The sequence below is a fragment of the Sphingobacterium sp. WOUb80 genome, from assembly GCF_050058145.1.
Lineage (GTDB): Bacteria > Bacteroidota > Bacteroidia > Sphingobacteriales > Sphingobacteriaceae > Sphingobacterium.
In genome coordinates, this window is sequence record NZ_CP165617.1 from 5,739,131 (window position 1) to 5,765,630 (window position 26,500).

At 40.4% G+C, this 26,500-nt stretch carries 26 protein-coding genes; 9 read left to right on the forward strand and 17 right to left on the reverse strand.

Annotated elements, in window-relative coordinates:
* Positions 1 to 5: 5 nt before the first annotated feature.
* Both AB1Z56_RS23765 and AB1Z56_RS23770 read left to right on the forward strand, forming a co-directional pair.
* Entirely contained in the window at positions 6 to 485 is a 480-nt protein-coding gene (locus AB1Z56_RS23765; RefSeq protein ID WP_309364190.1) for a DUF4252 domain-containing protein, read from the forward strand.
* A gap of 6 nt (positions 486 to 491) precedes the next feature.
* Positions 492 to 1,037, forward strand: a complete 546-nt coding sequence (locus AB1Z56_RS23770; RefSeq protein ID WP_309364188.1) for a DUF4252 domain-containing protein — start codon at positions 492 to 494, stop codon at positions 1,035 to 1,037.
* 100 nt (positions 1,038 to 1,137) lie between these two features.
* Here AB1Z56_RS23770 and hemL read toward each other — a convergent pair whose 3' ends face one another.
* The 6 genes from hemL to AB1Z56_RS23800 all read right to left on the reverse strand — a co-directional run bounded on the left by hemL (position 1,138) and on the right by AB1Z56_RS23800 (position 8,156).
* The gene (gene hemL, locus AB1Z56_RS23775; protein ID WP_309364186.1) at positions 1,138 to 2,448 is read right to left on the reverse strand and encodes a glutamate-1-semialdehyde 2,1-aminomutase; all 1,311 of its coding nucleotides are present in this window, start codon (positions 2,446 to 2,448) and stop codon (positions 1,138 to 1,140) included.
* 87 nt (positions 2,449 to 2,535) lie between these two features.
* On the reverse strand, positions 2,536 to 2,928 hold the full coding sequence (locus AB1Z56_RS23780; protein ID WP_309364184.1) for a hypothetical protein: 393 nt from the start codon (positions 2,926 to 2,928) through the stop codon (positions 2,536 to 2,538).
* A 135-nt stretch (positions 2,929 to 3,063) separates the two neighbouring features.
* Positions 3,064 to 4,032, reverse strand: a complete 969-nt coding sequence (hemB, locus tag AB1Z56_RS23785; protein ID WP_293905696.1) for a porphobilinogen synthase — start codon at positions 4,030 to 4,032, stop codon at positions 3,064 to 3,066.
* Positions 4,033 to 4,052: 20 nt separating this feature from the next.
* Positions 4,053 to 5,639 carry a hydroxymethylbilane synthase gene (hemC, locus tag AB1Z56_RS23790; protein ID WP_426790348.1) on the reverse strand — a complete coding sequence of 529 codons (1,587 nt, stop codon included), beginning with the start codon at positions 5,637 to 5,639 and terminating at the stop codon, positions 4,053 to 4,055.
* A 216-nt stretch (positions 5,640 to 5,855) separates the two neighbouring features.
* A complete protein-coding gene (gene hemA / locus AB1Z56_RS23795; protein WP_309364179.1) occupies positions 5,856 to 7,097 on the reverse strand; it encodes a glutamyl-tRNA reductase in 1,242 nt (413 codons plus the stop codon).
* 219 nt (positions 7,098 to 7,316) lie between these two features.
* Entirely contained in the window at positions 7,317 to 8,156 is an 840-nt protein-coding gene (locus AB1Z56_RS23800; protein ID WP_426790349.1) for a hypothetical protein, read from the reverse strand.
* 219 nt (positions 8,157 to 8,375) lie between these two features.
* Here AB1Z56_RS23800 and AB1Z56_RS23805 point away from each other — a divergent pair, with 219 nt between their 5' ends.
* Entirely contained in the window at positions 8,376 to 8,774 is a 399-nt protein-coding gene (locus tag AB1Z56_RS23805; RefSeq protein ID WP_309364176.1) for a hypothetical protein, read from the forward strand.
* Between the two features lie 53 nt (positions 8,775 to 8,827).
* Here AB1Z56_RS23805 and AB1Z56_RS23810 read toward each other — a convergent pair whose 3' ends face one another.
* The 4 genes from AB1Z56_RS23810 to rbfA are packed head-to-tail and all read right to left on the reverse strand — an operon-like array spanning position 8,828 to position 11,609.
* The gene (locus AB1Z56_RS23810) at positions 8,828 to 9,478 is read right to left on the reverse strand and encodes a hypothetical protein (protein WP_046674933.1); all 651 of its coding nucleotides are present in this window, start codon (positions 9,476 to 9,478) and stop codon (positions 8,828 to 8,830) included.
* Positions 9,468 to 10,568, reverse strand: coding sequence for an aminotransferase class V-fold PLP-dependent enzyme (locus AB1Z56_RS23815; RefSeq protein WP_426790350.1), 1,101 nt, complete (start codon positions 10,566 to 10,568; stop codon positions 9,468 to 9,470). The genes AB1Z56_RS23810 and AB1Z56_RS23815 overlap by 11 nt, the downstream gene beginning before the upstream one ends.
* Entirely contained in the window at positions 10,552 to 11,208 is a 657-nt protein-coding gene (aat, locus tag AB1Z56_RS23820; RefSeq protein WP_426790351.1) for a leucyl/phenylalanyl-tRNA--protein transferase, read from the reverse strand. Before aat ends, AB1Z56_RS23815 begins: the two co-directional genes overlap by 17 nt.
* A 29-nt stretch (positions 11,209 to 11,237) precedes the next feature.
* The gene (gene rbfA, locus AB1Z56_RS23825) at positions 11,238 to 11,609 is read right to left on the reverse strand and encodes a 30S ribosome-binding factor RbfA (protein WP_293907608.1); all 372 of its coding nucleotides are present in this window, start codon (positions 11,607 to 11,609) and stop codon (positions 11,238 to 11,240) included.
* Between the two features lie 758 nt (positions 11,610 to 12,367).
* On the opposite strand from rbfA, the gene argH reads away from it, so the two are divergent.
* Complete coding sequence (argH, locus tag AB1Z56_RS23830; protein ID WP_309364170.1) at positions 12,368 to 13,699, forward strand: argininosuccinate lyase; 1,332 nt, start codon at positions 12,368 to 12,370, stop codon at positions 13,697 to 13,699.
* An 87-nt stretch (positions 13,700 to 13,786) separates the two neighbouring features.
* Here the strand turns inward: argH and AB1Z56_RS23835 are convergent, their stop codons facing one another.
* A complete protein-coding gene (locus tag AB1Z56_RS23835) occupies positions 13,787 to 14,845 on the reverse strand; it encodes an aldose epimerase family protein (protein ID WP_426790352.1) in 1,059 nt (352 codons plus the stop codon).
* A 249-nt stretch (positions 14,846 to 15,094) separates the two neighbouring features.
* On the opposite strand from AB1Z56_RS23835, the gene AB1Z56_RS23840 reads away from it, so the two are divergent.
* Both AB1Z56_RS23840 and AB1Z56_RS23845 read left to right on the forward strand, forming a co-directional pair.
* Positions 15,095 to 16,453, forward strand: coding sequence for a deoxyguanosinetriphosphate triphosphohydrolase (locus AB1Z56_RS23840; RefSeq protein WP_309364167.1), 1,359 nt, complete (start codon positions 15,095 to 15,097; stop codon positions 16,451 to 16,453).
* Positions 16,454 to 16,510: 57 nt separating this feature from the next.
* The gene (locus AB1Z56_RS23845) at positions 16,511 to 18,622 is read left to right on the forward strand and encodes a type IA DNA topoisomerase (RefSeq protein ID WP_309364165.1); all 2,112 of its coding nucleotides are present in this window, start codon (positions 16,511 to 16,513) and stop codon (positions 18,620 to 18,622) included.
* A gap of 33 nt (positions 18,623 to 18,655) precedes the next feature.
* On the opposite strand, the gene AB1Z56_RS23850 is transcribed toward AB1Z56_RS23845, so the two are convergent.
* From AB1Z56_RS23850 to AB1Z56_RS23865, 4 genes are read right to left on the reverse strand one after another with little or no spacing between them, the layout of a single operon-like run.
* Positions 18,656 to 19,546 (reverse strand): TIGR01777 family oxidoreductase, encoded by an 891-nt coding sequence (locus AB1Z56_RS23850; RefSeq protein WP_426790353.1) that lies wholly within the window; start codon positions 19,544 to 19,546, stop codon positions 18,656 to 18,658.
* A 23-nt stretch (positions 19,547 to 19,569) separates the two neighbouring features.
* The gene (locus AB1Z56_RS23855; protein ID WP_309364161.1) at positions 19,570 to 19,950 is read right to left on the reverse strand and encodes a hypothetical protein; all 381 of its coding nucleotides are present in this window, start codon (positions 19,948 to 19,950) and stop codon (positions 19,570 to 19,572) included.
* A gap of 4 nt (positions 19,951 to 19,954) precedes the next feature.
* Positions 19,955 to 20,317, reverse strand: coding sequence for a hypothetical protein (locus tag AB1Z56_RS23860; protein WP_309364159.1), 363 nt, complete (start codon positions 20,315 to 20,317; stop codon positions 19,955 to 19,957).
* A gap of 4 nt (positions 20,318 to 20,321) precedes the next feature.
* Positions 20,322 to 20,828 (reverse strand): GbsR/MarR family transcriptional regulator, encoded by a 507-nt coding sequence (locus tag AB1Z56_RS23865; protein ID WP_309364158.1) that lies wholly within the window; start codon positions 20,826 to 20,828, stop codon positions 20,322 to 20,324.
* A 225-nt stretch (positions 20,829 to 21,053) separates the two neighbouring features.
* Here AB1Z56_RS23865 and AB1Z56_RS23870 point away from each other — a divergent pair, with 225 nt between their 5' ends.
* From AB1Z56_RS23870 to AB1Z56_RS23880, 3 genes are all read left to right on the forward strand, one after another.
* On the forward strand, positions 21,054 to 22,037 hold the full coding sequence (locus tag AB1Z56_RS23870; protein ID WP_309364156.1) for a hypothetical protein: 984 nt from the start codon (positions 21,054 to 21,056) through the stop codon (positions 22,035 to 22,037).
* Positions 22,038 to 22,160: 123 nt separating this feature from the next.
* Complete coding sequence (locus AB1Z56_RS23875; protein WP_313266096.1) at positions 22,161 to 22,559, forward strand: energy transducer TonB; 399 nt, start codon at positions 22,161 to 22,163, stop codon at positions 22,557 to 22,559.
* Between the two features lie 48 nt (positions 22,560 to 22,607).
* The gene (locus AB1Z56_RS23880) at positions 22,608 to 23,405 is read left to right on the forward strand and encodes a suppressor of fused domain protein (protein WP_309364153.1); all 798 of its coding nucleotides are present in this window, start codon (positions 22,608 to 22,610) and stop codon (positions 23,403 to 23,405) included.
* A gap of 142 nt (positions 23,406 to 23,547) precedes the next feature.
* Here the strand turns inward: AB1Z56_RS23880 and lat are convergent, their stop codons facing one another.
* Positions 23,548 to 24,834: an L-lysine 6-transaminase gene (gene lat, locus AB1Z56_RS23885; protein WP_309364152.1), complete on the reverse strand. Its 1,287-nt coding sequence runs from the start codon at positions 24,832 to 24,834 to the stop codon at positions 23,548 to 23,550.
* Between the two features lie 19 nt (positions 24,835 to 24,853).
* The gene (amaB, locus tag AB1Z56_RS23890) at positions 24,854 to 26,383 is read right to left on the reverse strand and encodes an L-piperidine-6-carboxylate dehydrogenase (RefSeq protein WP_313266091.1); all 1,530 of its coding nucleotides are present in this window, start codon (positions 26,381 to 26,383) and stop codon (positions 24,854 to 24,856) included.
* Between the last annotated feature and the right edge of the window lie 117 nt (positions 26,384 to 26,500).

Genomic DNA, 26,500 nt, shown 5'->3' on the forward strand with positions numbered 1-26,500 from the left:
CAAGTATGGCAAACGCACAAATTTCTAAACTGGATAAACTGTTTGAACAGTACCAAGGAAAGAAGGGAGTGACAACACTTAAAATAGGAGCACCTATGTTTAAATTATTGGGTAATCTAAAAATAGATGATGATGATATGCAGACCATTACACCGCTGCTAAAGAACGTTAAATCTTTACGTATGCTAATTGTTGAGGATGGTGAGGATAAAGCATTAACAGATATCATTCGAGGTGCAGTCTCCAATTTAAAATATGAAGAACTCATGTCGCTCAATAGTGAAGGTCAAGACATTCGATTCATGGTTGAAAATATGTCTGCAAATGCCGATATCCTGAATAATCTGTTGCTGACAATAAATGGAGATGGACAAAATTTATTTATGATCCTTGATGGGGCCATCCCTTTGAAAGACGTGACCAGCTTGGTCAATGAAGGCAACAACAAAGTGAATAAGAACAAAACGGAGAACAACAAAAAATAGAAAATTATGAAAAGATTACTAACCTTGTTGTGCCTAATTGGATTCCTTTTCTCTATGCAGTCATGCATCGTAAAAAAAGCTTCCAATATGGACTTCGTGAGCAGATCAAATGTATCTGATGACGCGGAGATAGTTGCTATCAATTTGCCGATGTGGCTGACAAAACCCTTTATGAAGAAAGCATTAAAGGATGAGAACGATGAAGATGCCCGTGCAATGGCTGAAATTGTTAAGAAGTTAAAGAAGTTCAGAATGCTGACACTTTCAAATAATGATAAAACGAAAAATGCGCGGATCTTGGATGATTACCATAAGTTTTTAAAGAAAAACAAATTTGAGGAGCTTTTGGTGATCAACACCGATGGGCAGGAAATTTCGCTCAACGCCCGTATTGATAAGAACAATGTCATCCAGCGGGTTTCTTTACTGGTTCATGATAATGAAGATGAAAGTGTATTTATGGATATCAAAGGTAAGTTTTCATTGGATGAACTTATTGCCGGACTAAATAAGATGAAATCGAAGGATAAGAAACTGGCCAGCAAACTTTAGTTGACAAGTAAGCCTACTTAAAATAGACACTTTTAAATATATACAAACAAAAATGCCCTCCAGTAATATACTGAGGGCATTTTTATAGATAGTGTGTTTTTTATGCGTTGAATACGATGTCTAAAGCATCGAAAATATGTTTTTTTGCCTGTTCAAGATCCGCAGCTGTATGTGCGTCAGAAACAAAACCGACTTCATAGCCGGATGGCCCAAAGTAAACGCCCCGGTTCAACAACTCGCGGTGCATAATTTTATAGGATTCCATTGATTTAGGGTCGATTTCACTCGCCTTTTTAATTTCTTTCTGTTCGGTGAATGCAAACCAAAAAATAGAAGCAACATGGAAAAGCTGAACTTGATATCCTTTCTCGGCAATATAAGTACGCATATCATTCACGAAAGCTTCGGTTTTGGCATTTAGATTTGTATAGAAATCCCGTTGAGAAAGGATTCCTAATGCCGCAATACCGGCAGCCATAGCAACTGGATTTCCGGATAAAGTTCCTGCTTGGTAAACTGCACCATCAGGAGATATACAAGCCATCAATTCTTTTGATGCACCATATGCGCCGACAGGCATTCCGCCGCCAATAATTTTGCCGTAGGTGATAATATCCGGTTGTACATCATAGTATGCTGAAGCTCCTTCAAAGCCAATACGAAATCCTGTGATTACTTCATCCATAATCAACATTGCTCCGTGTTCGCGCGTGATATTGCGTAAGAAGTGAACATAGTCCTTCGACTGTAATAATAAACCGTTGTTTGCGGGAATGCCCTCAATGATGACAGCAGCAATTTGATCTTTAAATTCAGCAAAAGCAGCTTCTAAAGCTTCCTTATCGTTCAATTCGATAACAATTGTTTCGTCTGCAAAGGCTTTAGGTACACCAGCTGAGGATGTCTCACCAAAGGTGACCAATCCAGAGCCTGCTTTCACTAAAAGAGAATCTGAGTGTCCATGATAACAGCCGTCAAATTTGATTATCTTATCACGCTTTGTATAGCCTCTGGCCAAGCGGATCGCAGACATGACCGCCTCAGTTCCGGAACTGACAAAACGGATTTTCTCAATAAATCTATTGTTTTCAATAATCAATTCAGCCAATTGGTTCTCCAATGCCGTCGGAGCGCCAAAGCTTAAGCCTTTGCCCAATTGCGCGGCGACAGCCTCGCGAACCTGATCATTGTTGTGCCCTAAAATTAATGGACCCCATGAACAACAAAAATCGATAAATTCATTCCCGTCAGCATCCCAAAGATGTGCTTTATCGCCACGTTCAATAAATAAAGGTGTGCCATATACGGATTTGAAAGCCCTAACTGGGGAATTGACGCCTCCAGGGAAATATTGTTTTGCTTTTTCAAATAACTCGGCAGATTTTGCTCTTGAAATATCAGGTGCTTGCATAGTCTATGTATTTGTATGCGAAGTTATCTTTTTTTCGGAAGATAAGTCTCATAGAAACGTAAGGAATCTATAATTGCCTGTTATTGGCTATTTAAATTGTGTAACGGGTTTATTTTTTATTAATTGTATTTCCTGTTTATTGACAAACAGGATAATTTCATTCGCTGACTTAATTTCAATCTCAAAAGCTGTCTTGTTATCATTATATTTCCCAAAGAGGTTTGGACTGAAAAAGTAGCCACTAAATTTTTTGCGATTTAATATAGCTATGCTATCTACTTTCTGATGAATTGAGGTCTGGGGACTTTGAGGGTTTGAATTTGAAAAGGTGAAAAAGGCGTCACCATTCTTATTAAATGTGATTGACTTCAGTTTAGCGTCGGTTGCAGTCCAATTGCCTTCCAAAAAGGAGTAAAAGGTGTGTTCATGTACGGAAGGTGTCGATAACAGGAAACTGCTGATTATAATACTTTTTAACATAATAAGGCGGATTATAATTTTCTGTTTGACAGTGATGTCGTAAAAAGGTTTAAATAATAAAAAACAAAAGCTCGGAAATGAATTCCCGAGCTTTTGTTAGCTATATTCCGATTATCGAAGATAATTTGGCATTTGTTAAATAAAACCTTTTTCCAATACTTCTTTGGAGTGATAGGATAAGATTGCTGTAGCACCGGCACGTCTGAAGCTTAGAAGTGTTTCTAGAATAACACGTTCGTCTAACCAGCCGTTTTGAATAGCCGCCTTTAACATCGCATACTCACCGCTGACATTATATACCGCAATTGGTAGATCGAAGTTGTCTGCAAGAAGTTTGACGATATCCAAGTAGGGAAGTCCTGGTTTTACCATCAGAAAATCTGCTCCTTCCTGGGCGTCAAGCTGTGCTTCGATAAGCGCCTCTTTTGCATTGGCAGGATTCATCTGGTAGGTCTTTTTATCGCCATGCTTGGGCGCCGAGCCCAAAGCATCTCTAAAAGGACCATAATAGGCCGAAGCATATTTTGCCGTATAGGACATCAAAGAAACGTTTGTGAAACCATTATGGTCCAATAGTTCACGGATGTAACCGATGCGGCCGTCCATCATATCAGATGGGGCTATGATATCTGCACCTGATTGTGCATGTGCTAAGGCCATTTTGCCCAACACCTCTAATGTCTCATCGTTTAGGATCTCACCATTTTCGACGATTCCATCGTGTCCGTCACTGCTGTAAGGGTCCATGGCAACATCGGTTACGATACAAGCCTCAGGAAAATGTTTCTTGACAGCTGCAATAGCACGTAAGTATAAGCTTCCATCACGGTAGCTTTCTGTGGCGTATTTGTCTTTTAGTGACTCTTCAATATTAGGGAAAAGATCAAATGAGCGTAAGCCCAGTTTGAGACAGCTTTCCACTTCTTTCAATAGATTGTCTATCGAATAGCGATAGATGCCAGGCATCGATTTAACCTCAGTTTTTTGATTCTGCCCATCGACGATAAAAAGTGGGAAAATCAAATTTGACGCGTCTAAACGTGTCTCTTGAATCATGTCGCGAATCACGGCAGATTTACGATTTCTTCTCGGACGTTGTAACATTTTTTTTAATTATTTAATAACTAATACTCCAATCCAAAAACGGCTTCGGAAAGACCGATCTCATCTGGAGAATAAGGAAGTGTATAAGGCACATTCATCTCATCAAATTTTGCACCGGTAGAACGGCCGATACAGATTACTTTCTGGCCCGGTTCCAGTAGATTGTCCGCAAAATAAGCTTCCACATTACTTGGACTGGTAAAGACCAAAACCTCCGCATTGGATGGATCTACATTTTCTTCTAAGACCGTTTCATAGACCGGTATATTAATGATTTTCGTGTCCGGACTCAACGCTTTTTGGATGGTTTCCAAGGATTCTTTTGCACGTGGAATAAGCACGGTTCCACCATTGGCCAGTTCCGCAAATTTCTTCGCAATCTCCTCCATGTTAATGCCCTCACTGTCGCCAGAAAAATCAGCAACGCGATCATATTTACGCAAAATTTCTTCTGAGCCACGTCCAATAACACCTATTTTGGTTTTTTTGCTTAAACGAGGTTCTAAATTGAAAAAGTGTTCAATGCCATTTTTGCTTGAAAATATAATCCAATCCACATGTTTCAGAATGAAAGGATCCAATTTATTGATGATAGGGAATATTTTAATCAAAGAGCGGCCTTCAATACCAATGTTATGTTTGGCCATCGCTCTTGCGAAATAGGAATTTTCATCTACCTCTCTTGAGATAAATACAGATTGTGGCAGTTTTCTATCTTTTGCATACTTACTGAAAATACGCTCTGCTAAACGTGCCGTATCTGTGTCTCTGAGATATACACGGTCCGGGAAATCCTCACTTGTTTCTGCAATAGAAGCCCAAGCTTCATATTCATCACCACTTTTGCGGCAATAACAACCAAGTGGGGCATGACAGCCCGCGTCAAATTTGTTTAATACCAGACGTTCGACAGCAATTGTTTTTGCTACTTCTTCATTATTCAGCGGTTGTAATGCATCAAAAAGTTCCTTGTCAAGTTCACGGATCTGAATGGCCAATACACCTTGTGCCGGAGCAGGGATAATTTCAACAGGAGGAATTTCTTCAACATGAAAATCCGTAATATCCATCTCAATACGGGCAATGCCTGCCTTCGCTAGCACAATTGCATCATATTGCTCATCGCGTAATTTTTGCATTCTTGTCTGCAGATTACCACGGAGATCATCAAACTCCAGATCCGGACGCAGCGCTGATATCTGTGCTTTTCTACGGTTGGAAGATGTTCCAACAGTTGCATTATGCTTTAACGATAAACGCTTTTTGATGTCCACACAATCTTTGTGGATAATTAATAATTCAGCTGGATCTTCGCGCTCTGAAACAGCAGCAATGATCAATCCGGGAGGATTGACCGTAGGTAAATCTTTATGTGAGTGTACGGCTAAATCGATGGTTCCGTTCAGAAGTTCTTCTTCAAGTTCTTTGGTGAAAAATCCTTTGCCTTCCAATTTATCCAAACGGAGGTGCTGAATGATGTCACCCTGCGTTTTAATGACTTTTAATTCTGCTTCAATTCCGATTTCTGCCAATCGATCTTTTACAAAATTTGCCTGCCACATGGCAAGAACGCTTCCCCGGGTACCAATAATTAGTTTTCTATTCACGTTAATTTTACTTTACCTACTTAAAACAATCACAAATTTATTCCACCGGTAGCCAGCAATTCAACGCACACAGAACGTGTTTTTGATACAGCCTAGCTATCGGAAAATGAACAATTTTGGAAAAATGTGTTTAACACCATTTATCGAAACAAAAATAAATAAATCGAAGGAATATGTTGACACGTTACTGTCATTATATGTCAGGAAATAATTGATTTAGTTTTTCTCCGTTTCTGGAGTTTTGACTAGAATTTCTTTTGCCATAACCATAGGAACTTTGATGTATTTCTTTTCCATATAGTTGATGACTTTTTCCAATACCTCTCTCGCTTCAGGGGTCAGGGCTTGAACCTCTTGGGCAAAAACCTCGTTTAAGGCGAAGGATTTAATTTCTTTAATCTTTTCGGGAACCTCGCGCATAGCAACCTCTACACGTCTTTGTTTGATTAAAGGTAAAAATTCTTGAATATTGTCCTGAATGATCTTTTCAGCACTCTCTAATTCATTATAACGCTCTTGGATGTTTTTCTCCGCAATAGCCTGCAAGCTACTTACCTCGATATAATGAATCGGATTATTTTTGAGAACTTCAGCGTCAATATCATTGGGAACAGCCAGGTCAATGATAATTTTCTTGTCGGTCTCTCCATTTAGCAAAGATTGATAAAGTGCATTATCAATAATTGAGGTTGGAGCACCCGTACACGTAATTAGAATATCAAAACCTTCTTTGTACTGATCGATCTCAGCCAAGGGGTAAGCCTCAGCGTTTAATTCTTCGGCTAGGGCCTTTGCATTCTCCAGTGTGCGGTTAAAAATAACAAACTTGGCTTTTTGGTTCTTTTGGAAATATTTCGCTAAATTTTGATTGGTTTCTCCAGAACCAATGATTAAGATTCTAGGATTTTCAACCAGTTTTAATTCGCGCAATTTGCGGTAGGCAAGGGATACAACTGAAATTGGGTTTCGGGAAATTTTAGTATAGGTATATACCTCCTTGGCTGTTTTTACAAGTCGATCCATCATCAGGCGTAGAAAATCTCCGGTAAAACCAGCTTCCCTACAACGATCATAAGCCCGGCGTACTTGAGCCAAAATTTCTTTTTCACCGACAACAAGACTTTCAAGTGAACAGGACATCCGAAGCAGGTGATTTAAGGCATCCATACCCTCGTATTTGTTAACCTGTCCTAAATAACATTGAAGTCTTTCCTGGGGTACACAGAAGTTCAGTTTTCCCATAAAGTCAGCAATGAATTCATGCGTCAATTCATGAGCACCATAAAATACAAACTCTACCCGGTTACAAGTACCTATATAAAAAATCTCTGGAATATCTAGGCTATGCTTTAGATTGATGAGGCGACTTTCTAAATCCTCATTGCAGATCACTAGATTACCTAGATCTTTTAGTTCGACATGTTTATGAGTAAACGCTAATACTTTAAGATTTTTCAAAGCTCTAATCCCTCGCTTATATTTAACGGTACAAATGTAGCTTAAAAGCTTTGTGCTTGTGTCAAAAATCTGTCAAAGGGATTAATTTAGAAAGATTTTAAATAGATGTTTTTGTGATGTAACTATTTGTTTTTCAATTTGTTGCTTTCTTATTTGCAACGAAGTGATTTTCGTCACGCTTCGTCGTGACGAAAATTTTCAGCTATAAGACACCCTAAATCACTCTTTCACACCTGTATTTGTCTTTGCCGAATCTATAGTGACATCGTCCAATTCTTCTACATAAGGTTCCTCTTCGGAAGCAGTAGCTTCTTGAATTTCGCTATCGCTGTATTGGTAATAGCTGTCAAAGGTTTTACTGCTTTTATTGTAAATCAATGCATATTTGGAATTTTTATTCTTGACAATAATTCCATCAGCAGGAGCAGGGACCAATTTCATTTCATCCATAAAAATCTTTTGTCCCTTTTTGAAGCTGTTGATCAGTGGCAATTCACTTGAATATTCCTTCCAGAATAGAATGTCGCCCTTTGCTGAAATGATCCAGATTGCACTGCTTTGGTAATCATTTTTCTCAACCAAAAATGCCATTTCCTTATTCCAGCGATCTGAATCGTTACGATCGGTAAAATTGCCATAACAGAAAACAGATTTTGCACGATCTTTTATCCGTGTAAATTTGTAGATAGGTTTATCATCGACTGGCTCCAGGTAATTGTTGCCCATAAATATTTTGGTAATCCCGCGGCGATAACGCAATGGGATATTGTCATACTCAGGAAGCGTAAAAATGGCATTGTTCCAATGTTGATAATCATCAAGTGAACTCCAGCCATCGGCATCTTCTAAGTCTTTGGGATCTGCATTGTCAAATCCGATGACGGCTGTTGCGGCGCTATCTACCTGCAACCCGTCTAATGCCTGTCGCTGTGTATAGTTGTAATATCCGCCACCTGCTAAGATCACCAATAGGATAATACCGATAATGACATAGATCTTTTTCTTTTTATTTGGCTGTGCAGGTTGTTCTGCGGCTACTTCTTCAACTTCTCTTTTCATGTTTATGATTCGGCTTAATGTTAAAACTTATACGCTTCCCCTTTGTCTAATCAGCATTGTTTGTCAACGCCTGTGTATACCTGAATTAGTCTCGTTTTTTGCTAATTCTGAGTGGGAATTGTGTTTAAAAATAGAATAATTTTTCAAAAAGCGAAAGACAAGTTATATATGTGTCAATATTCAACTTATATTCGTACGAATTTTAGCGTAATTTGAATCATGATTATTATCAAGAAATACTTTGCTATCGTTGGACTGATCGTATGTTTTTTGTCCAGCATGACACCGTTCTTAAAAGTTCCTATTAAAGGAAACTGGAATCTATATCAGGTGGACGCCTATTTATTTTTTATTACACTGCTGATTTTGGGTGTGACTGCTCTGTTGTTTTTTGTGCGTGCAGTAAGAGCCTATCAATGGATGACCCGATTAGCTGCCTGTTGGTACCTGTTGAGTATAACCGCAGTCTGGTTTAAGATCAATAATTATTTTGGTTGGGGATTTGCCGATAAATTGCTTTCTAAATCCCTGCATATGCGCTGGGGCTGGATTGTCTATTTGATTGGGATCTTATTGTTGCTGCTGAGTACAAAGAAAGTGGTATCAAAAGCTGAATAAAGTACAGCATACAGGATAGGCATAAAAAATAAGCTAGATGAATTTCATCTAGCTTATTTTTTATTTGGGCGATGCGGTATAAAATGATTTTTCAGTTTATCCAGTCCTAAATCCTCTTCGATCTTATCCAGTTCGTAGGACCATATTTTTTCATCCAAAATTTCGTTAAGAACTTTTGGATTGGTGAGGTCTACAGGACGTACACGCTGTTCCCTATTGATTGGGGAGGTCAGTTCCTGTAAACTGCCGCTATGTCTGATGATCTGGAAACGGAAAGTGGGCCATTTTCCAACATTTGCAAAGTTGCCTGTATAGAACTGCATAGAATCGTGCGGCGGTATCTTATTGCTAAAAATACCTTTCACTTTATTTGCTGTAGCTTCAGCTACAGATACCAGGAGCTCAAAGCTCGTTTCATTGATGATATGTAATTTGGCGAGTCCATCTTTGTGATCTCCCGAGATCGCCAAAAGTATCCCTTTTTCGATAAATCGATGCGGTGTCAGTGGAGTCGCATGCTGATCAAGCTCATCATCTGCACGGCGCATATTGCCGAAAACAAGCGTGATTTTGTCCATTGGCACGGGAATCTCAAAACCAGTGTCGTCTGTAACACCGACAATATCGTTGGGTTGCATGGATGTAATATGTCCCTCTATGGGTTCATCGACAAAGCGGACTAAGTCGCCTATTCTAAATTTCATGGTTAATTACTTTTGTGTCAATAATATATAATAGCTTTTCAAGATCCGAGCGATCATTGTATAAATGAAACCCTACGCGGATTCCCGAACCTCGGGGAAAGCATTTTATTCCCTCATCCAGGAGGGTTTGATAATAGTCGGGGTTGATCTGTATATTGAAGATATTGCTCTGCGGACGTCGGTTGACAATGCTATCCAATAACAGTTTTCTGTCGGAGAGTTCAGCTCGGGCATCCGCAAGTAGGTTTTGGGTATAACTCACTGTATCGGAAAATCCCCATTGTTCCAATTGAAGTAGAGACTGTTGTAAAGTTCCGTGCGACAGTGTGTCCAGATGACCCGGCTCGAAACAGAGTTGTACCACAGATTTATTCATCCATTGATTGTTGAGAAAGCTGTATTTTTTTTGGATATCAGCATATAGAATTGCTTTGAGTCTGTCACTTAAAAGAATAAAACCATTTCCAAAACCTGCCATAAGCCATTTGTATCCACTGGATAGTACAGCGTCAAAGCCTGCATCTGCAAAATCAAAAAGATCTGTTCCCAAAAACTGGGTACCATCACCTACGATCAATAATTCGGGATGCTGATGTTTTAATTCCTGTATAAAGGAAAGATCTATTTTTAATCCGGAAATATATTGCACAATGGACAGAATAAGCACGTCTGGTTTAAAGGTGGCGATAGCGTCTAATAGATTAGCTTCTAGCTGTTCGTCCATCGTGACAAATTGATGTTCAAAACCGCCTATAATTGTAGGGAAATTAACCGAAGGGTAATCATTGTCCAATAAGAGCACTTTCGATTGTTTCGGTAAACCTGCTAGCAGGGTGTTGAAAGCAAAGGAAAAACAACTGGATAGGAAGACATTTTGGGAAGGGCAATTGAAAAATTTACCAAGCGTTTCCCGGCAGGCATCCAAGGTTGCCCCCTGCTGTTCGCGTAGGGTGGAGTTGGAGTCGAAGAAATCCTGATCCCTTTTCATGCGCCAGGCCTTTGTTTCACGTGAAAGTAAGCCGGATCCCGGTGTGGTGAGGTAAGTTACCTCCGAGGCGATATCAAAATGGTTGCTATACGGACTGCTCATGTCTTTGGTCTTTTGTTAGTATTGCTAAATAATCTGTCAAGGAAAGGTATTCTCCGCCCATGCTTTCCAAATGAGCGGTGTGAAACTGGCAATCGATTAAACGGAGGTCAATTTCTTGTGCAAGAAAAATAAGGGCCGCTTTCGAAGCATTGGGGACTTTTGAAAACATACTTTCGCCACAAAATACACCATTGATTAGTACGCCATACAGCCCCCCAACCAGCAAGTTGTCTTGCCATACTTCCACTGAGTGGGCATAACCCAATGTGGCAAGTTTACTGTATGCATTGATCATGTCCTGTGTTATCCAGGTTCCCGCCTGATCTTTTCTATTGATCGCCGCGCAATGTTGAATGACTTCTTTAAAGTTGCGGTCTATCGAGAAGGAAAATATTTTTTTCCGGAGGATTCCGGCCATGCTTTTGCTGATCTTGATCTTGGAAGGATAGATAACAAATCTAGGGTCGGGTGCATACCAGAGTATAGGACTGTCATCGCTGAACCAGGGAAAAATCCCGTTACAATAGGCGAGTAGCAAACGATCAGCTGAAAGATCTCCCCCTACAGCAAGTAAGCCATCTTCTTCCGCATAACTTGGGTGCGGAAACTCAAGTTTTTTACTGTTCAGTTCAAATACCATCGTTATTTAGCAGGCTGCGGTAGATGGCACTATTCGGGTTGGCGTGGCTCTTTGCTGATCTCTTCAAATAGTTTGTCCATGTGTTCGACATATTCGTTGGTGTCATCCAGGAAGAACTCGAGCTGAGGAACTATTTTTACCTGATTCTTGATTTTTGCTCCTAATTTGTAGCGTATTTCAGATGTTTTGGAACGAATAGCTTTAATATCTTCCTGTGCAGTTTTTGTGTTCAAAAAACTCAAATAGGTGCGGGCGATTGCTAAATCTGGTGTAACCCGAACGCGTGTCACCGTGATGAACGCTCCAGGAGCCCATGAATTACCTTCGCGTTGAAATAATGCTGCTAAATCCTGTTGAATGACTCCAGCAAAACGTTGCTGTCTCTTGCTTTCTGTTCCCATCGTATACGTTTTATGTTGAATATTCTCAATTATGTTAAACAAAAATAGCCAAAATTTCAATTAAAAGCGAAATTTTGACGCGGCCGCACGCGCTGTTCACAATAAAACCTTCATGACTTCGCAGGTACCAACAGCAATGAAAGCGAAAGAAGGTTCTTTCTGACCAATAAGATCAGCGCTTTCAAAAAAAATGAACAACAGCCATCTGTTGGGAAAAAACGGATTAAAGGCTTAATGAGGGTGGAGACATACTAGAAAAGAAAAAAGGCACATCTTGGTTTGACGTGCCTTTAAATTTCGATTCACAATTGGTTAGGTAATTTCTTTCAAGTTTTAAGACTTTGGGGTCTATCATATTTGGTTTGAAATTTCGGTGTATTTAAAGCGGTAAGTATTTACTAACCCTACCATCTTCTATTTTTTCATCTCCCTTACACTACAAACATAGGAATACTTAAAAAACTGACAAAATAACTTTTAAAAATAAAGTGAGTGGTTACTTATAAAATGTGTTTATCGCGATTTAACAAACTTTTAACATTTTATTTTTTTTGTAACAGTCCTTTTTTTTGCCTGAATTTTTCTTTTTGAACCGGCATTACCTTCCTGAAATGTCTGCAATCTTTGCATTGATATAACCATTTGCAATTGGTATTTTTGTAAAAAATTGTATTTAATAGAATTATCAGGAGCTTCGATCAACGCTAAACCGACCTCAGGCTTTTGATAAGGGCAGTATCAGAAAGGAAATTATACGAATGAAAATCTGGCAAAAAAATATAGATGTCGATTCTTTTGTGGAATCGTTTACCGTAGGCAATGACCGGGTCATGGACCTGCAGCTTGCGGCTGCAGATGTTTTGGGCTCATTGGCCCATACGCGCATGTTGAACAGTATAGACCTGATGACCGATGCGGATCTTGCACTTGTGCAAAAAGAACTGAAAAATATCTATAAAGAAATCCTTGCTGGTGATTTTCGCATTGAAGACTCGGTCGAAGACGTGCATTCGCAGGTTGAAATGCTGCTAACACAGCGTATCGGTGAAGCCGGGAAAAAAATCCATTCCGGCAGATCCCGTAATGATCAGGTATTAGTTGATTTAAAATTATACTTCCGCTCCGAAATTCAGCATATCATCGAAAATACAGAAGCGCTTTTTAACCAACTGATACAACTCAGCGAACGATACAAGCATATTCTGATCCCAGGTTATACCCATTTGCAGATTGCGATGCCTTCGTCGTTTGGATTATGGTTTGGTGCTTATGCCGAGAGCCTTGTTGATGATCTGGAGATGATGCGTGCTGCCTGGAAGGTTTGTAATAAGAATCCCCTAGGATCTGCTGCGGGCTATGGGTCATCTTTCCCGTTAAATAGAACGATGACGACGCAACTTCTGGGATTCGAAGACTTAAATTACAATGTGGTTTACGCACAGATGGGCAGAGGTAAGACCGAACGTATCTTAGCACAGGGGATGAGCTCCATCGCAGCGACATTGGCAAAGTTTGCAATGGACGTATGTCTGTATATTAACCAAAATTTTGGCTTCATCTCATTTCCGGCACATTTGACGACTGGATCGAGTATCATGCCGCATAAGAAGAATCCCGATGTCTTTGAGTTGATCCGTTCGCGCTGCAATAAAATCCAGGCACTTCCTAATGAAATTGCGTTAATGACAACCAACCTGCCGTCTGGTTACCATAGAGATCTTCAATTGTTAAAGGAGAATCTATTCCCTGCTTTTAAATCGCTTAATGAATGTCTTGAAATAGCAACTTTCATGTTGGAAAATATTTCCGTTAAAGAGAATATCCTGGACGATCCAAAATATGATTATTTGTTCTCCGTAGAAGTGGTGAATAATGAGGTACTAAAAGGGGTGCCCTTCCGTGAAGCCTATCGGACCATCGGTATCGATATCGACGAGGGACGATTCAAGCCATCGAAAGAGGTAAACCATACACACGAAGGCAGCATTGGAAATCTGTGCAATGATCAGATTCAACGTATGTTTGAACAGGTGAAAGGAACTTTTGGTTTTGAGAAGGTCCAAACAGCATTAGATGATCTTTTGGCATAAAAAATAAGATCTGTCATCATCGGATGAACAATCGAAATAAAAAGACAACGGCCGATAAGTATTTGCTTATCGGCCGTTGTCTTTTTATTATTTTTTTATGGAGAACTTAAAGTGTGTCTCGGAGTCAAATGATTCGCCTGCTTTTAACAAGGTTGAAGGGAATTCTGCTTGATTGGGTGTATCCGGAAAGTGCTGTGTTTCCAGACAAAATCCAGCATAGGGGAGGTACTTATAACCTCTTTTGCCAAAATCATTCCCCGTCATCCAGTTGGCTGTGTAAAGCTGTACACCCGGTTCGGTTGTAAATACATCCAGCTGAATTCCTGTGTTTTTTGAATACACTGTTGCGCAGGGTTGTGAAATAGGCTGGTTGTTTACATAGCAATGATCATATCCCTTGGCCGCAATGAGTTGTTCATTATTCGCCGTAATATCTTGAACAATTGGTTTAGGGATGCGGAAGTCGAAGGCTGTGCCTTCAACTGGTACGATCGCATTTGGTATCTGATTTTCGTCTACAAAGAGGACCTCATCCGAATTGATCTGAAGAACCTGCTGCAATACATCTCCACTGCCTTCTCCATCCAGATTGAAATACGTATGGTTGGTCAAGTTTACATGGGTATCGGCATCCGATTGTGCATGATATTTAATAATGATCTCGTTATTTCTGGTCAGGGTATAGGAAACCATTACTTTTAGATTTCCCGGAAAACCTTCTTCACCATCCGGGGAAACATAATAAAATTCGACATGCGACTGGTAAGTTACCCTTCTGTCCCAAACCTTGTCATGAAAACCTGAGATACCGCCATGAAGGCAATTGTTTCCATTGTTCTGAGGGAGTGTATAGTATTTTCCGTTGATCTCAAATTTGCCTTCAGCAATGCGATTTGCGAAACGTCCGGCAGTACAGCCATGGTATTTTTCATCAGAGTCCAAATAAGCTTGAATGGAATCGAAGCCCAAAGCTACATCCACCAAATTTCCTTTGTTATCAGGTACCAGAATACTGACAATACGTGCACCATAATCTGTTAAGAGTACTTGCATGCCCCCTTCATTTTTTAACAAGAGCAAATGCGTGTTTTTGCCATCGATTGTACCTTCAAAATGTTTTGGAATAAGTGTTTGATATTTCGTCATGATGATCCCTATTGGTATTTAGGTTAAAGATACAGAATATAACCAGTATAAAAATGACTTTGATAACAGCTGTTTGTAAAATTTGTCATTTTGAAATGTAATCAGAGATACTGCTGAAAAAATGATTCCTTTACCGGCATATCGCCGTCGTAAACTATATATATGCACGAACGTATATTGTACCGTTTTTGGAATATATCTGCTGTGATTATAATTGTATTTAAAAGCAAATTTATCTAAGTTTGCGCTATGTCTGAAAAAATGAATTGGAAAGATTTGCTCTCTGCAAAGCGCTGGGGTTACGAAGATCGGAGCGTAGATAGTTACCTGGTAGCCCGGTCGGAATTTCAACGGGATTATGATCGTCTGATCTTTTCTTCCCCATTTCGTAGATTACAGAATAAAACGCAGGTTTTTCCACTTCCTGGCGCTGTGTTCGTTCACAATAGATTGACGCACAGTTTAGAAGTGGCGAGTGTGGGGCGCTCTTTGGGCCGGATGTTTTATGCGCAGTTAAAAGAAGAAAATCCTAATCTAGACGTGGAGTACCCCTTTTTACAGGAAGTTGGGAATATTATCTCTGCAGCATGTCTTTCCCATGATCTGGGCAATCCAGCATTTGGGCACTCTGGAGAATCTGCGATCTCTACCTATTTCACAGACGGCGACGGACGTAAATATCAAGAACAGGTTACTGCAGAAGAATGGGCCGATCTGACCCATTTTGAAGGAAATGCCAATGCTTTGCGTATTTTAACGCATGCTTTTCAGGGAAAAGATCCCAAAGGATTTGCATTGACCTATACATCTTTAGCTTCCATTGTAAAATACCCCTGTTTGGCAATTGATGGCCATCTCAAGAAAAATCATCATCGCAAGAAATATGGCTTTTTTACAGAAGAGCAAAAAGCATTTGAGAAGATTGCCGATGAGCTAGGGTTGTTAAAAGATCCTTCTAACCCCAAAGGCTATCTGAGACATCCATTGGTTTATCTGGTGGAAGCGGCAGATGATATTTGCTACAATATTATCGATTTGGAAGATGCTCATCATCTTAAAATACTATCTTATCAGGAAGTAGAAGAACTCTTACTGCCATTGTGTGGTAAGGAGAATCTGCGCGACCGGCTCGATGGTTTGCTGGATACCCCAAGCCGGGTGGCTTTGTTGCGGGCAAAAGCAATCAATACGCTCATAAAAGGTTGTGTAGATGTCTTTGTCCGTGAACAGGAGAAATTTTTGGCAGGAACATTTGCATCGGCTTTGATGGACGCATTGGATGAGGATATTGTCAAGCAGATGAACAAAATTTCAAAAATTTCCATCGCCAAAATTTATAATGCCCCAACGGTTGTGCAGATTGAGATTGCCGGCTACCGCGTGATGGATGCATTGTTAAAAGAGTTCGTGCCAGCCTATCTGAAGAAGAACAAAAATAATTACGATAAAAAATTGGTCGCTTTAATTCCAGCGCAATTTTATACAGACAAACAAGATTCGTATTCGAAAATTCGCTGTGTTTTAGACTTTGTTTCGGGAATGACCGATGTCTATGCCATTGAACTTTATCGTAAGATCCAGGGGATAACAATACCAAGTATTGAATAACTTTGTTCTTTACTCTTTGTTCTAAAATCTCAATACGCATATCTCAATACGTTAAAAATGAAAGTTGTAATAGCTGAAAAGCCCTCTGTGGCACGTGATCTGGCTCGAGTGATGGGGGCGAAAGAAGTCAAAGACGGTTATATCGCCGGTAATGGCTATGCTTTTACGTATGCTTTTGGTCATTTGGTGCAACTCTGTACACCACAGGCTTACGGATACAATTCGTGGACAATTTCAAATTTGCCGATCATTCCGCCAACATTTAAGTTGGAGTCGAAGAAGGTGAAGCGGGATGGCAAGCAAATGGACGATACAGGGGCTGTGAAACAGCTCAATACCATCAAATCACTTTTAGAACAAGCCGAAGAAATCATCGTGGCTACGGATGCTGGACGGGAAGGTGAATTGATCTTTCGCAATATATACTATTTTTTAGGTTCTAAAGTGCCATTTAAACGTCTGTGGATCTCCAGCCAAACAGATAAAGCTATTAAGGAAGGATTTGCCAATTTAAAAGCAGGCACGGAGTACGATAGTCTTTATATGTCTGCCCGTTCGCGCTCAGAGTCGGACTGGCTGATCGGCATCAATGCAACACAGGCGATCACGTTGGCGGCGGGGAATAAAGGACTGCTTTCTTTGGGACGTGTGCAGACACCCACTCTGGCGATGATCTGTTCGCGGTATCTGGAAAATAAAGACTTTAAACCGCAGGCATTTTATAAAATTCAGGCGGGATTTGAAAAAGATAATATCAGTTTTAAGGCAACTTCAAATAAAATTGATAAGAAAGACGTTGCTGAACAAACCATTGCTAGACTGACTGTCGGTTCTAATGCACGTGTTGCAAAAGTGGAAGCCAAAGAGACAAAGGAACAGCCACCGCTACTATTTGATTTAACATCCCTTCAACAGGATGCAAACAAAAAATACGGTTATTCGGCAGATCAGACATTAAGTATTGCGCAAACACTTTATGAGAAAAAAGTCATCACCTATCCACGTACCGGTTCGCGTTACATTGGTGAGGATGTCTTCGAGAAAATTGAAGAGCTTTTTCAGCATCTATCTGATACCGCAGAAGAATCTATCGCGTCAATAGCCAAAAATCTGATCGGTGCAAAGTTGAATAAACGCTCTGTGGATGATAAAAAAGTCACCGATCACCACGCCTTGCTGGTGACGGATGAAAAGCCGGGACCGATGCTGAAAGAACAGCAGAATATCTACAATATGATCGCCAAACGTATGGTCGAAAGTTTCTCGGAAGTCTGTATAAAAGATATTACTACCGTGACAATCGATGCACAGGGGGTTGAATTGATCGCCAAAGGTACGGTGATCAAGCAATATGGCTGGCGTCTTTCTGCTGAACAGATCGAAGCCCCGGATGAAGATAAGAACAATGATGATCAGGATAACGAAAATGCGCAATTACCGAAGCTGCTGGCCGAAGAAATCTTGCAGATCCTGACCTTGGAGCTTGCTGAACGTTTTACCAAAGCTAGACCCATACATACCGAAGCATCATTGCTAAAGGCAATGGAAACTTCTGGAAAGGAAATCGAAGATGATGAGATGCGTCAGGCCATGAAAGACTGTGGACTTGGTACTCCGGCTACACGCGCTGCAACTATTGAAACGCTTTTCCAACGCGATTATATTAAGCGTGATAAGAAAAAGCTTATTCCGACCGAAAAAGGGCTGGCGGTATACCATCTCGTAAAAGATCGTTCCATTGCAAAGGTAACACTAACCGGTAAATGGGAACAAAAGCTGGAAGAAATGCGTGCTAATAAGGTTTCTTACGATGTTTTTATGAAACATATTAAGGACTATACAGCCAAAATCACCAAAGAGCTGCTGACATTGCGGATTTCTTTGGCACAGGAAGAAGTGAAACCCCAGCAGAAAGGAAAGATAAAATGTCCGAAATGTGAGAAAGGATTGATTCTGCTGTATGATAAGGTAGCACAATGTGATCACTATGCCCGTGGATGCGATTTTAAAATCTGGCGAACCTTAAATGGGATCTTTCTGGATGAAAAGGAAATGAAGAACCTGCTGGAAAAAGGAAAGACTTCCGAGTTTAAAGGCGTGAAAAATAACGAAGGCGCTATTGTTACTGCAGCGCTTGTATTCGAGAATTTTAAAGTTAACGTGGGATAAGTTGTGTACCCCACGTTTTGAACTTATAAAACTTTAACCACGCTGTAGAATATCCTGCAAAGCAGCAGAAATCGTCGGATATTTAAATGTATATCCATTATTTTCCAGCCTTTCCGGCAATACCCAACGACTTTTCAAAAGGAGTTCTGTCTCCGTACCGATCAAAGCAGCACCTATTTCCAGCAGCCATTTGGGAGAAGGTAGACCAATTTTACGGTGCATTACTTGTCGAAAAGTCGCCATAAAAGTCTTATTCATAATCGGATGGGGGGCTGCGCAATTGATAACACCACTCATATCGCCATGGCTTTGTAAGAACAGGATGATCTGGAAAAGATCTTCAATATGGATCCAGCTAAAATATTGCTTGCCATTACCCTGTATGCCACCGAGTCCAAAACGGACCAGGTTCTTAAAAGGATGTATAACGCCACGATCCGGTCCCAGTACAATGGCCATACGGAGTGCTACCTGTCGAGTCTGCGGTAATTTAAAATCGAAAAAGGTTTTTTCCCATAACGTGGCAACATCAACGGAAAATCCTGTTCCGATATCACCCGAACTTTCAGTCATCGGACGGTCCTCAGCGTGACGGTAAATAGTCGCTGTGCTTGAATTCAGCCACAGCTTTGGTGGATTGTTAGCTGCTGATATGAGTTCGCCGAGTATTTTTGTCGTTGCTGTTCTCGAAGAGAATATTTCGGCCTTGTTTTTTTCGTTATAGCGGCAATTGACAGACTTGCCAGCTAGATTAATGAGTAAGTCCGCGTTTTCCAGTGCTTCGGCAATACCGCGACGATCTGACCAAAGGACATCAGCCCGTTGTCGGCCTATGATAATAACCTGGTGTCCCAATGCCCGGAATTTTTGGAAAAGATATTGACCAACAAAACCTGTTCCCCCTGCAATGACTATTTTATTCATGGCGAGTTTATTTTGTTATTTATTTAAGGATTGACAGTTGAACTTAGCGTTCTTCTTTGTTTTGCAATGCGTTTACCTCTAAAAAAGAGAAACATATTGAGAAAAAGCATCAGACCTAAATAGATACTGAATCCACCGATTTTATAACTCAGGCGTTCGATGAGTTCCTGGATGCTAGGCTTGTAAAGACTGATTTCGAGAATGTAGAGTGCAAATCCAAGATTCATCAGATAAAATCCGATACGAAAGAGATTATTTGTCGCTTTGGCGACCTCTGGTCTTCCGGCAAAGATATCATTCATGTAAACGATGCTATTTTTGAATAGCACATACGCAACATAATAGGTTAATCCGATTGCAATGGGTAGATAAATAAAGTACCCGATAACTGTTAAATTTCCCATGATATTAATGTTTAATGGTTAATGAGTTTTTCCTTTTTGCGAAGAGGTAAATACCGAGCATATTCAAGTAATGTAAGCCAACAAGTACAAAAAGCAACCGGCCTGTTTTTAGCGCAATACTGCTGATCAGTTCATCAACGGATTGAATTTGGTTCCAATAGCTAAATTGTATAATGGCATAGCCGATGTTGAACAGATAATATCCCATAAGCAATAGATTATTTGTCGTATCAGCCAGGCTGGTGTCCTGTCCAAAAAGAGATACGATAAAAGTCCGGCCATTTCGATGAAACTGTCGACCGACCCAAAGGATGATATAACAGGTCAACAGGCCGTAGATGGTATATGCCAGGATATTAAAGTTCATGATACTACATCATTAGTTTGATCAATTTAATGAGTAAATCTCCTCCACTTGTATTGAAAATCTTATTGGCTATTGTTTCAAGCTGATCCGTCAGATTCTGGATATCCTTTACGGTTTTGTGAAACTCTTTGCCTTCTGCTGTCTTATCTTTTTCAGTATTTCGGCTTATTTCCTTCAGAATATCCATTACTGGATCAAGTTCTTTTTGTTTGCGCATGACCGCGATTTTCATGGCCCATTTTAAGACCTCCTTTTCAGCGACAAAATATTCCTTTCTGTCGCCAGCGATATGCTTTTTATAAACGATGCCATAATCGATCAACTGGCGGATGCTCATATTGGCGTTCCCTCTGGAAATAACCAGCTTTTCCATAATCTCGTCTGTAGACATCGGATTGCTCGCAGAGAGGAGCAGTGCATGAACCTGAGCAACGGACTTGTTGATGCCCCATTCGGAACCTAAGGCTCCCCATGTGTCTATGAACTGTTGTTTTGCTTCTTGTAACTCCATTGTGCTTTCTATTTGACCTTTGTTTATTTTTTCTTCTTATGCTATTCAAGCTTTCTGACCTGTTTAGATCATCTTCTATCCAATAACATATCAAAAGTATTAATAGTTTTTGAATTTTCAAAAATTTCTGAAAATAAAATAAGTTTGGGAAAGCAAGTCACCTTATCGTAATAAGAGTTCGCTTTTCTTGTGGACTTTTCGATTTGTTTTAACTTTGCCTGCATTATGGCGACAACTTTGTATAATCCTTTCAAACAATTTCAGTTTGATTCAGATATTTGTTTTTTAACGGGAAATAAGCTTCAGTCGGAAGAAGAGTCCATTCAGGTTTTTCCTGTGTGGATGATGAAATCTTTTCAATTGGAAGATAAACCTTTTAAAATGCTGGATGAGAATCTGGTCACCTACAAATCGTTAAAACTACCTTGTTCTATGGTAGCTGCTGAGGCGATTGAACAGATGGAGCGAGCTGTTGAACAATCATTTGAACAGGGGTATGACGCTGTGAAACAATTGGACCCTTTGCTCTTGTTCCAATGGATGACAAAAATCATCTATGGGGTGGTTTTTAATGAGATTCTTGCAGGAATTCGTCAGCAAAAAGCTTCTGGTGAAGACATGAACTTTTCGCAGGCACTTGCGCAGCGTTTTACAAACCTTCACGCGATGTTGCAATCGCTGGTTGTGCCGATGGAATTTGAGAATACCTTTCCCTTTTCGTTGGTCGTTGTACCTGTAGAGAATGCGCCGGATACATTTATGTATCGCGATGAAATCAATACATTGATCTTCTCTATCCGGATGAAGGATTTCGCGGTAGTTGCCTGTCTTCAGGATAATGCCACCAATAATATTTACCACGAAGATGTGTTGAAAGCAATTGAGGGAAAAACCTTGCACCCTATTCAGTTTGAAGAATTATGTGCACGTTATTTTTATTCAGCATATTTATTTAATCGTTTGCCCGATTATACTTATTTAAATACCCCACAAAAGGTTTATGTCGAACCTATGCCTTTAGCTGATATGTCGATGAAACCAATATTTGATCATTGGCAGAATAAGACCTATGGACAAGTGCTGGAAAACTTTTGGAAACCTTGGGGCTTGACCTTATTTGAAATTATCAAAGACCCAGAGCATCCGGTCAGTTTTCTTTTAGACGCAGCTGGTAACTTCGTTTCGAAGGTTGATATGCCCTTAAATTAGTATAGAAAAACCGTAAAGTAATAAAGTATCTTATTCTATCGTTAAATGGTACGATTATGGATAGGGTAGGTTATGCAGTTAACAGGTTTAAAGACTATTTTTTCAATTTTACTTTTAATGGTAATGTGCTCTTCTCTAAGAGCACAGGTCATTGCTAAGCGCGATATTCCCGCAGATAGTTTAGTTCAAAATGTCGACGATTTTCCTTATTTTAAAGGCGGTGTGGTTGCCTGGTCCAGATTCTTGCAAAATAATCTGGATTTGTCGCGGACAGTAGGTGCAATGGATAGCCTAGCTTACGCCCGCTACGGATCACGGCAGACAGCGATGCTGAAATTTATTGTTTGCGAAGATGGATCAATCTGTAACATTGAAATAGAGAATCCTGACAAAGTGAGTCCCGAGTTTGCGAAGGCAGTATTGTCGGCCATGCGAAAGTCGCCACAGTGGATGCCTGCACAAGTCAAAGGAAAACCAGTTAAAACAAGATTCAGGCAACCAGTAGTTGCAGTGATTGAATAAATTTGAATAGCAAAATAGATCTAAAATTTTCACCATTTAAAAGATAATATGTCATTTTGGGATAAAGTCAAAAAGATTATGAGTAGCGGAGCTGAAGAATCTTCGCCTGAAAAAAAAGATACAGAGATTACTGCCGGCGGATCTACAGTATATCGCTATGAAGATCAACCCGAGGAAAAGGATCCAAAAAACCTATTCCCCGAGGTGCAATGTGTTTATCTTGATGAAATAGAAGAGCACCTGACGAAGCACATTGCAACACCTGATATGGTGTTCCATGAGATTATTTCAGAACTTGTGCATATCGATGTCCATTGGATCAAACCGAGCGCTAACTATCCCTATCATATCTTGGTTACTTCGGGGATGAGCGATCTGCCTATGCATGTTCCGGACGAGGTGGAAAATAAAGAAGTCTATGAGCGTGCTGAGTTAATGGTCGTGTTGCCAGCAGATTGGAAAATAGGAGAGGAAGAGTTTCAGGACGATAATAATTATTGGCCGGTTTACTTCTTAAAGCGGTTAGCGCGGTTCCCACATGAGTACAAAACCTGGCTGGGTTATGGACATACAATTCCGAATGGGATGGAAGCCGAAGATATTGCAAATACCGGATTTGGTTGTATGTTGCTGCTTCCGCCTATGCTAAGCTTTGATGAAGAGTTTTTGGAATTAAAGACAAAAGATGGCAATATCATCAATTTTTATGCGATGATTCCAGTTTATAAAGAGGAAATGGATTATAAACTGGAAGAGGGTACGGACGCACTCTTGGATCTTTTTGATGAATACGGGATTTCAGAACTGGTCGATATTGATCGTCCAAATGTCTGCAGGGATCGGTAGTTTATAATAAAGGCGAGTCAATGTGCATCGTCTATTGAAGTCGTTCGTATTGACTCGCTTTTTTTCTGAAAGTGTCTGTTTTCAAAGGCCATCAAGAACTTTCATGCCTGTTGTTGAGCCAAAGGAATCATGAAAGTTTTCTTTAGATACTCTTCTTTATTACTGCAATTGTTTTGTCGATATCTTCATGACTTACATTGAGATGAGGCCTGAAACGAATACTTTTTTCGCCACAGCCTAGCATAATCAGTTTATTTGCGTAGGCTTTCTTGATAAATTCATTGCGTGCGAGTTCGGATTCAAAATCTAATGCAACGAATAATCCTTCGCCTCTTAAGTTGGAGAGTTGTGGTTTGTCTTTCATCATCTCTTGGAGCTTATCTTGCAGATAGCGTCCTTTTTCAGCCGCATTTTGAACAAGATTTTCTTGCTCTATGACTTCTAAGATCAATTTAAAACGTAGCATATCCATAAAATCGCCACCAAAAGTTGAATTGATGCGACTAGATTCTTTGAAGACGTGATGTTCTACCTGATCGAATTTTTCCTTATTGGCCAATATGCCGCATACCTGTGCTTTTTTGCCAAAGGCAAGCACATCGGGAATAACGTCATAATGTTGGTAGGCCCACATTTTTCCTGTTATTCCCAGACCGGTCTGCACTTCGTCAAAAATTAATAATATCTGATTTTCATCACATATTTGACGAAGTTGTACAAAAAATTCCTTTCGAAAGTGATTGTCGCCCCCTTCACCCTGAATTGGTTCAATAATTAGGCAAGCAATATCATTGGGGTTTTCCTGAATGGCTTGGCGTATTTCTGAAATAGCCTTCTCTTCCAGTGCGATGGTCTGATCGATAATCTCGTCCGTTAGGGGATAGCGCAGCTTCGGATTGCTGATGCGTGGCCAGTTGAATTTTGGAAAATAGAGGTATTTTCTTGGATCCTGTGTATTTGTTAACGATAGTGTATAACCGGACCTGCCATGAAAGGCCTGTTTAAAATGGATAACCTGACTGGCCTCCTTTTGTATACCCTGTGCAAAATTAAGCCTTGTTTTCCAGTCGAAGGCCGCCTTTAGCGCATTTTCTACTGCAAGGGTTCCGCCTGATATAAAGAATGCATAAGGAAGTTCTTTCGGTATGGCCACCCGGTCAAAGGTGTCGACAAAATCAGCAAATTCTTTGGGGTAAATATCTGATATAGCAGGCTTATTGACGGCCATTTTACCTAAAAATTCGCGTTGTTTGACCAGATGCGGGTGATTATAACCCACTGCCATGGAGGCAAACATGCTGAACATATCGAGGTATTCATTTCCATTTTCATCCACTACATAAGAACCATGGGATTTTTCCATATCCATTACCAAAGGAAATCCATCGGCTAATATATGTTTGCTCAATCTTTCATGTACGTTGCTCATAATTTTGTGTGTAAATGGTTTATAAATCAAATTTAATGCCTTGTGCCAAAGGTAAGTCAGTCGTATAATTGATGGTGTTCGTCTGGCGTCGCATGTAAGCTTTCCACGCATCTGATCCAGATTCCCTACCGCCGCCGGTTTCTTTTTCACCTCCGAATGCACCACCGATTTCTGCTCCAGAGGTACCAATATTGACATTGGCGATGCCACAGTCGGATCCGGCAGCACTCAGAAATAGCTCTGCTTCCCGGAGGTTGTTTGTCATGACCGCAGAAGATAATCCTTGAGAGACGCTATTCTGCAACGTTATGGCTTCGCCAATATCCCCCTTATATTTGATTAAATATAGGATCGGTGCGAAAGTCTCGTGCTGGACGATTTCATAATGATTTTCGACTTCGGCAATAACAGGCTGTACATAACAGCCGCTTTCATAACCTTTGCCTTCCAGGACTTTGCCCTTGATCAGCATTTTTCCCCCTTGTGTTTTAATTTTGTCCAGTGCGTTTAAGTATGATTTTACGGCGGCTTTGTCGATCAATGGTCCTACATGATTTTTCGTGTCCAAAGGGTCACCAATTTTTAATTGTCCATAAGCTTTAGTCAGCTGTTTTTTGACTTTGTCATAGATGCTCTCATGGATAATAAGTCTTCGGGTGCTGGTGCAGCGCTGTCCGGCAGTACCTACCGCACCGAATACAGCGCCGATAATGGTCATTTTTAAGTCTGCGTCTGGAGTAACGATGATGGCATTGTTTCCGCCGAGTTCCAGTAGTGTTTTACCTAGACGCTGTGCTACCGTAACAGCGACTTCTTTTCCCATGCGGGTAGATCCTGTTGCAGAAATCAATGCGATGCGGTTATCCGCAGCAAGCCATTCGCCAGCTTCTTTGTCGCCGATAATCAGGCTGGATATCCCTTCGGGCAGTCCATTGCTTTGTAGAATTTCGGCAAGTAGTTTTTGACATGCAATGGCGCACAGCGGTGTCTTTTCACTCGGTTTCCAGACAACCGTATTTCCACAGACCAACGCTAGCGCAATGTTCCAGGCCCATACAGCAACGGGAAAGTTGAAGGCTGTAATAATACCCACCACACCCAGGGGATGATATTGGTCGTACATACGGTGACCGGGGCGTTCCGAATGGATGGTATTGCCATATAGTTGACGGGATAAACCTACAGCGAAGTCACAGATATCAATCATCTCCTGCACTTCACCCATGCCTTCTTGGTAAGATTTGCCCATTTCGTACGATACCAATTTTCCGAGAACGGGTTTGAGTTCCCGTAGTTTGTCCCCTAATTGGCGAATGATATCTCCTCTTTTTGGGGCAGGGATTAAACGCCATTGTAAGAACGTATTTTCTGCCTGTCTAACAACGGTCTCATAGTCTTTACTAGTGCTGCCTTTTATTTTTGCGATAAGTTTTCCATCTACAGGTGAAAAGGATTCAAATTCTTTGCCTTCGGAAAACCATTGCTGTCCTGTTGATGATCCTAAATTCTGGGAAGATATTCCAAGTGTTTTAAGCGCTGCATTTATCATAATGGTTTATTTTATTCGTGGAATAGTTTAAATGTATGAAATAAATTTTTTATTATCAAGTTTGTTGTGAATATTGTTCAGTTAAAAATAATCGTTATCTTAGATAAGCTAATGTAG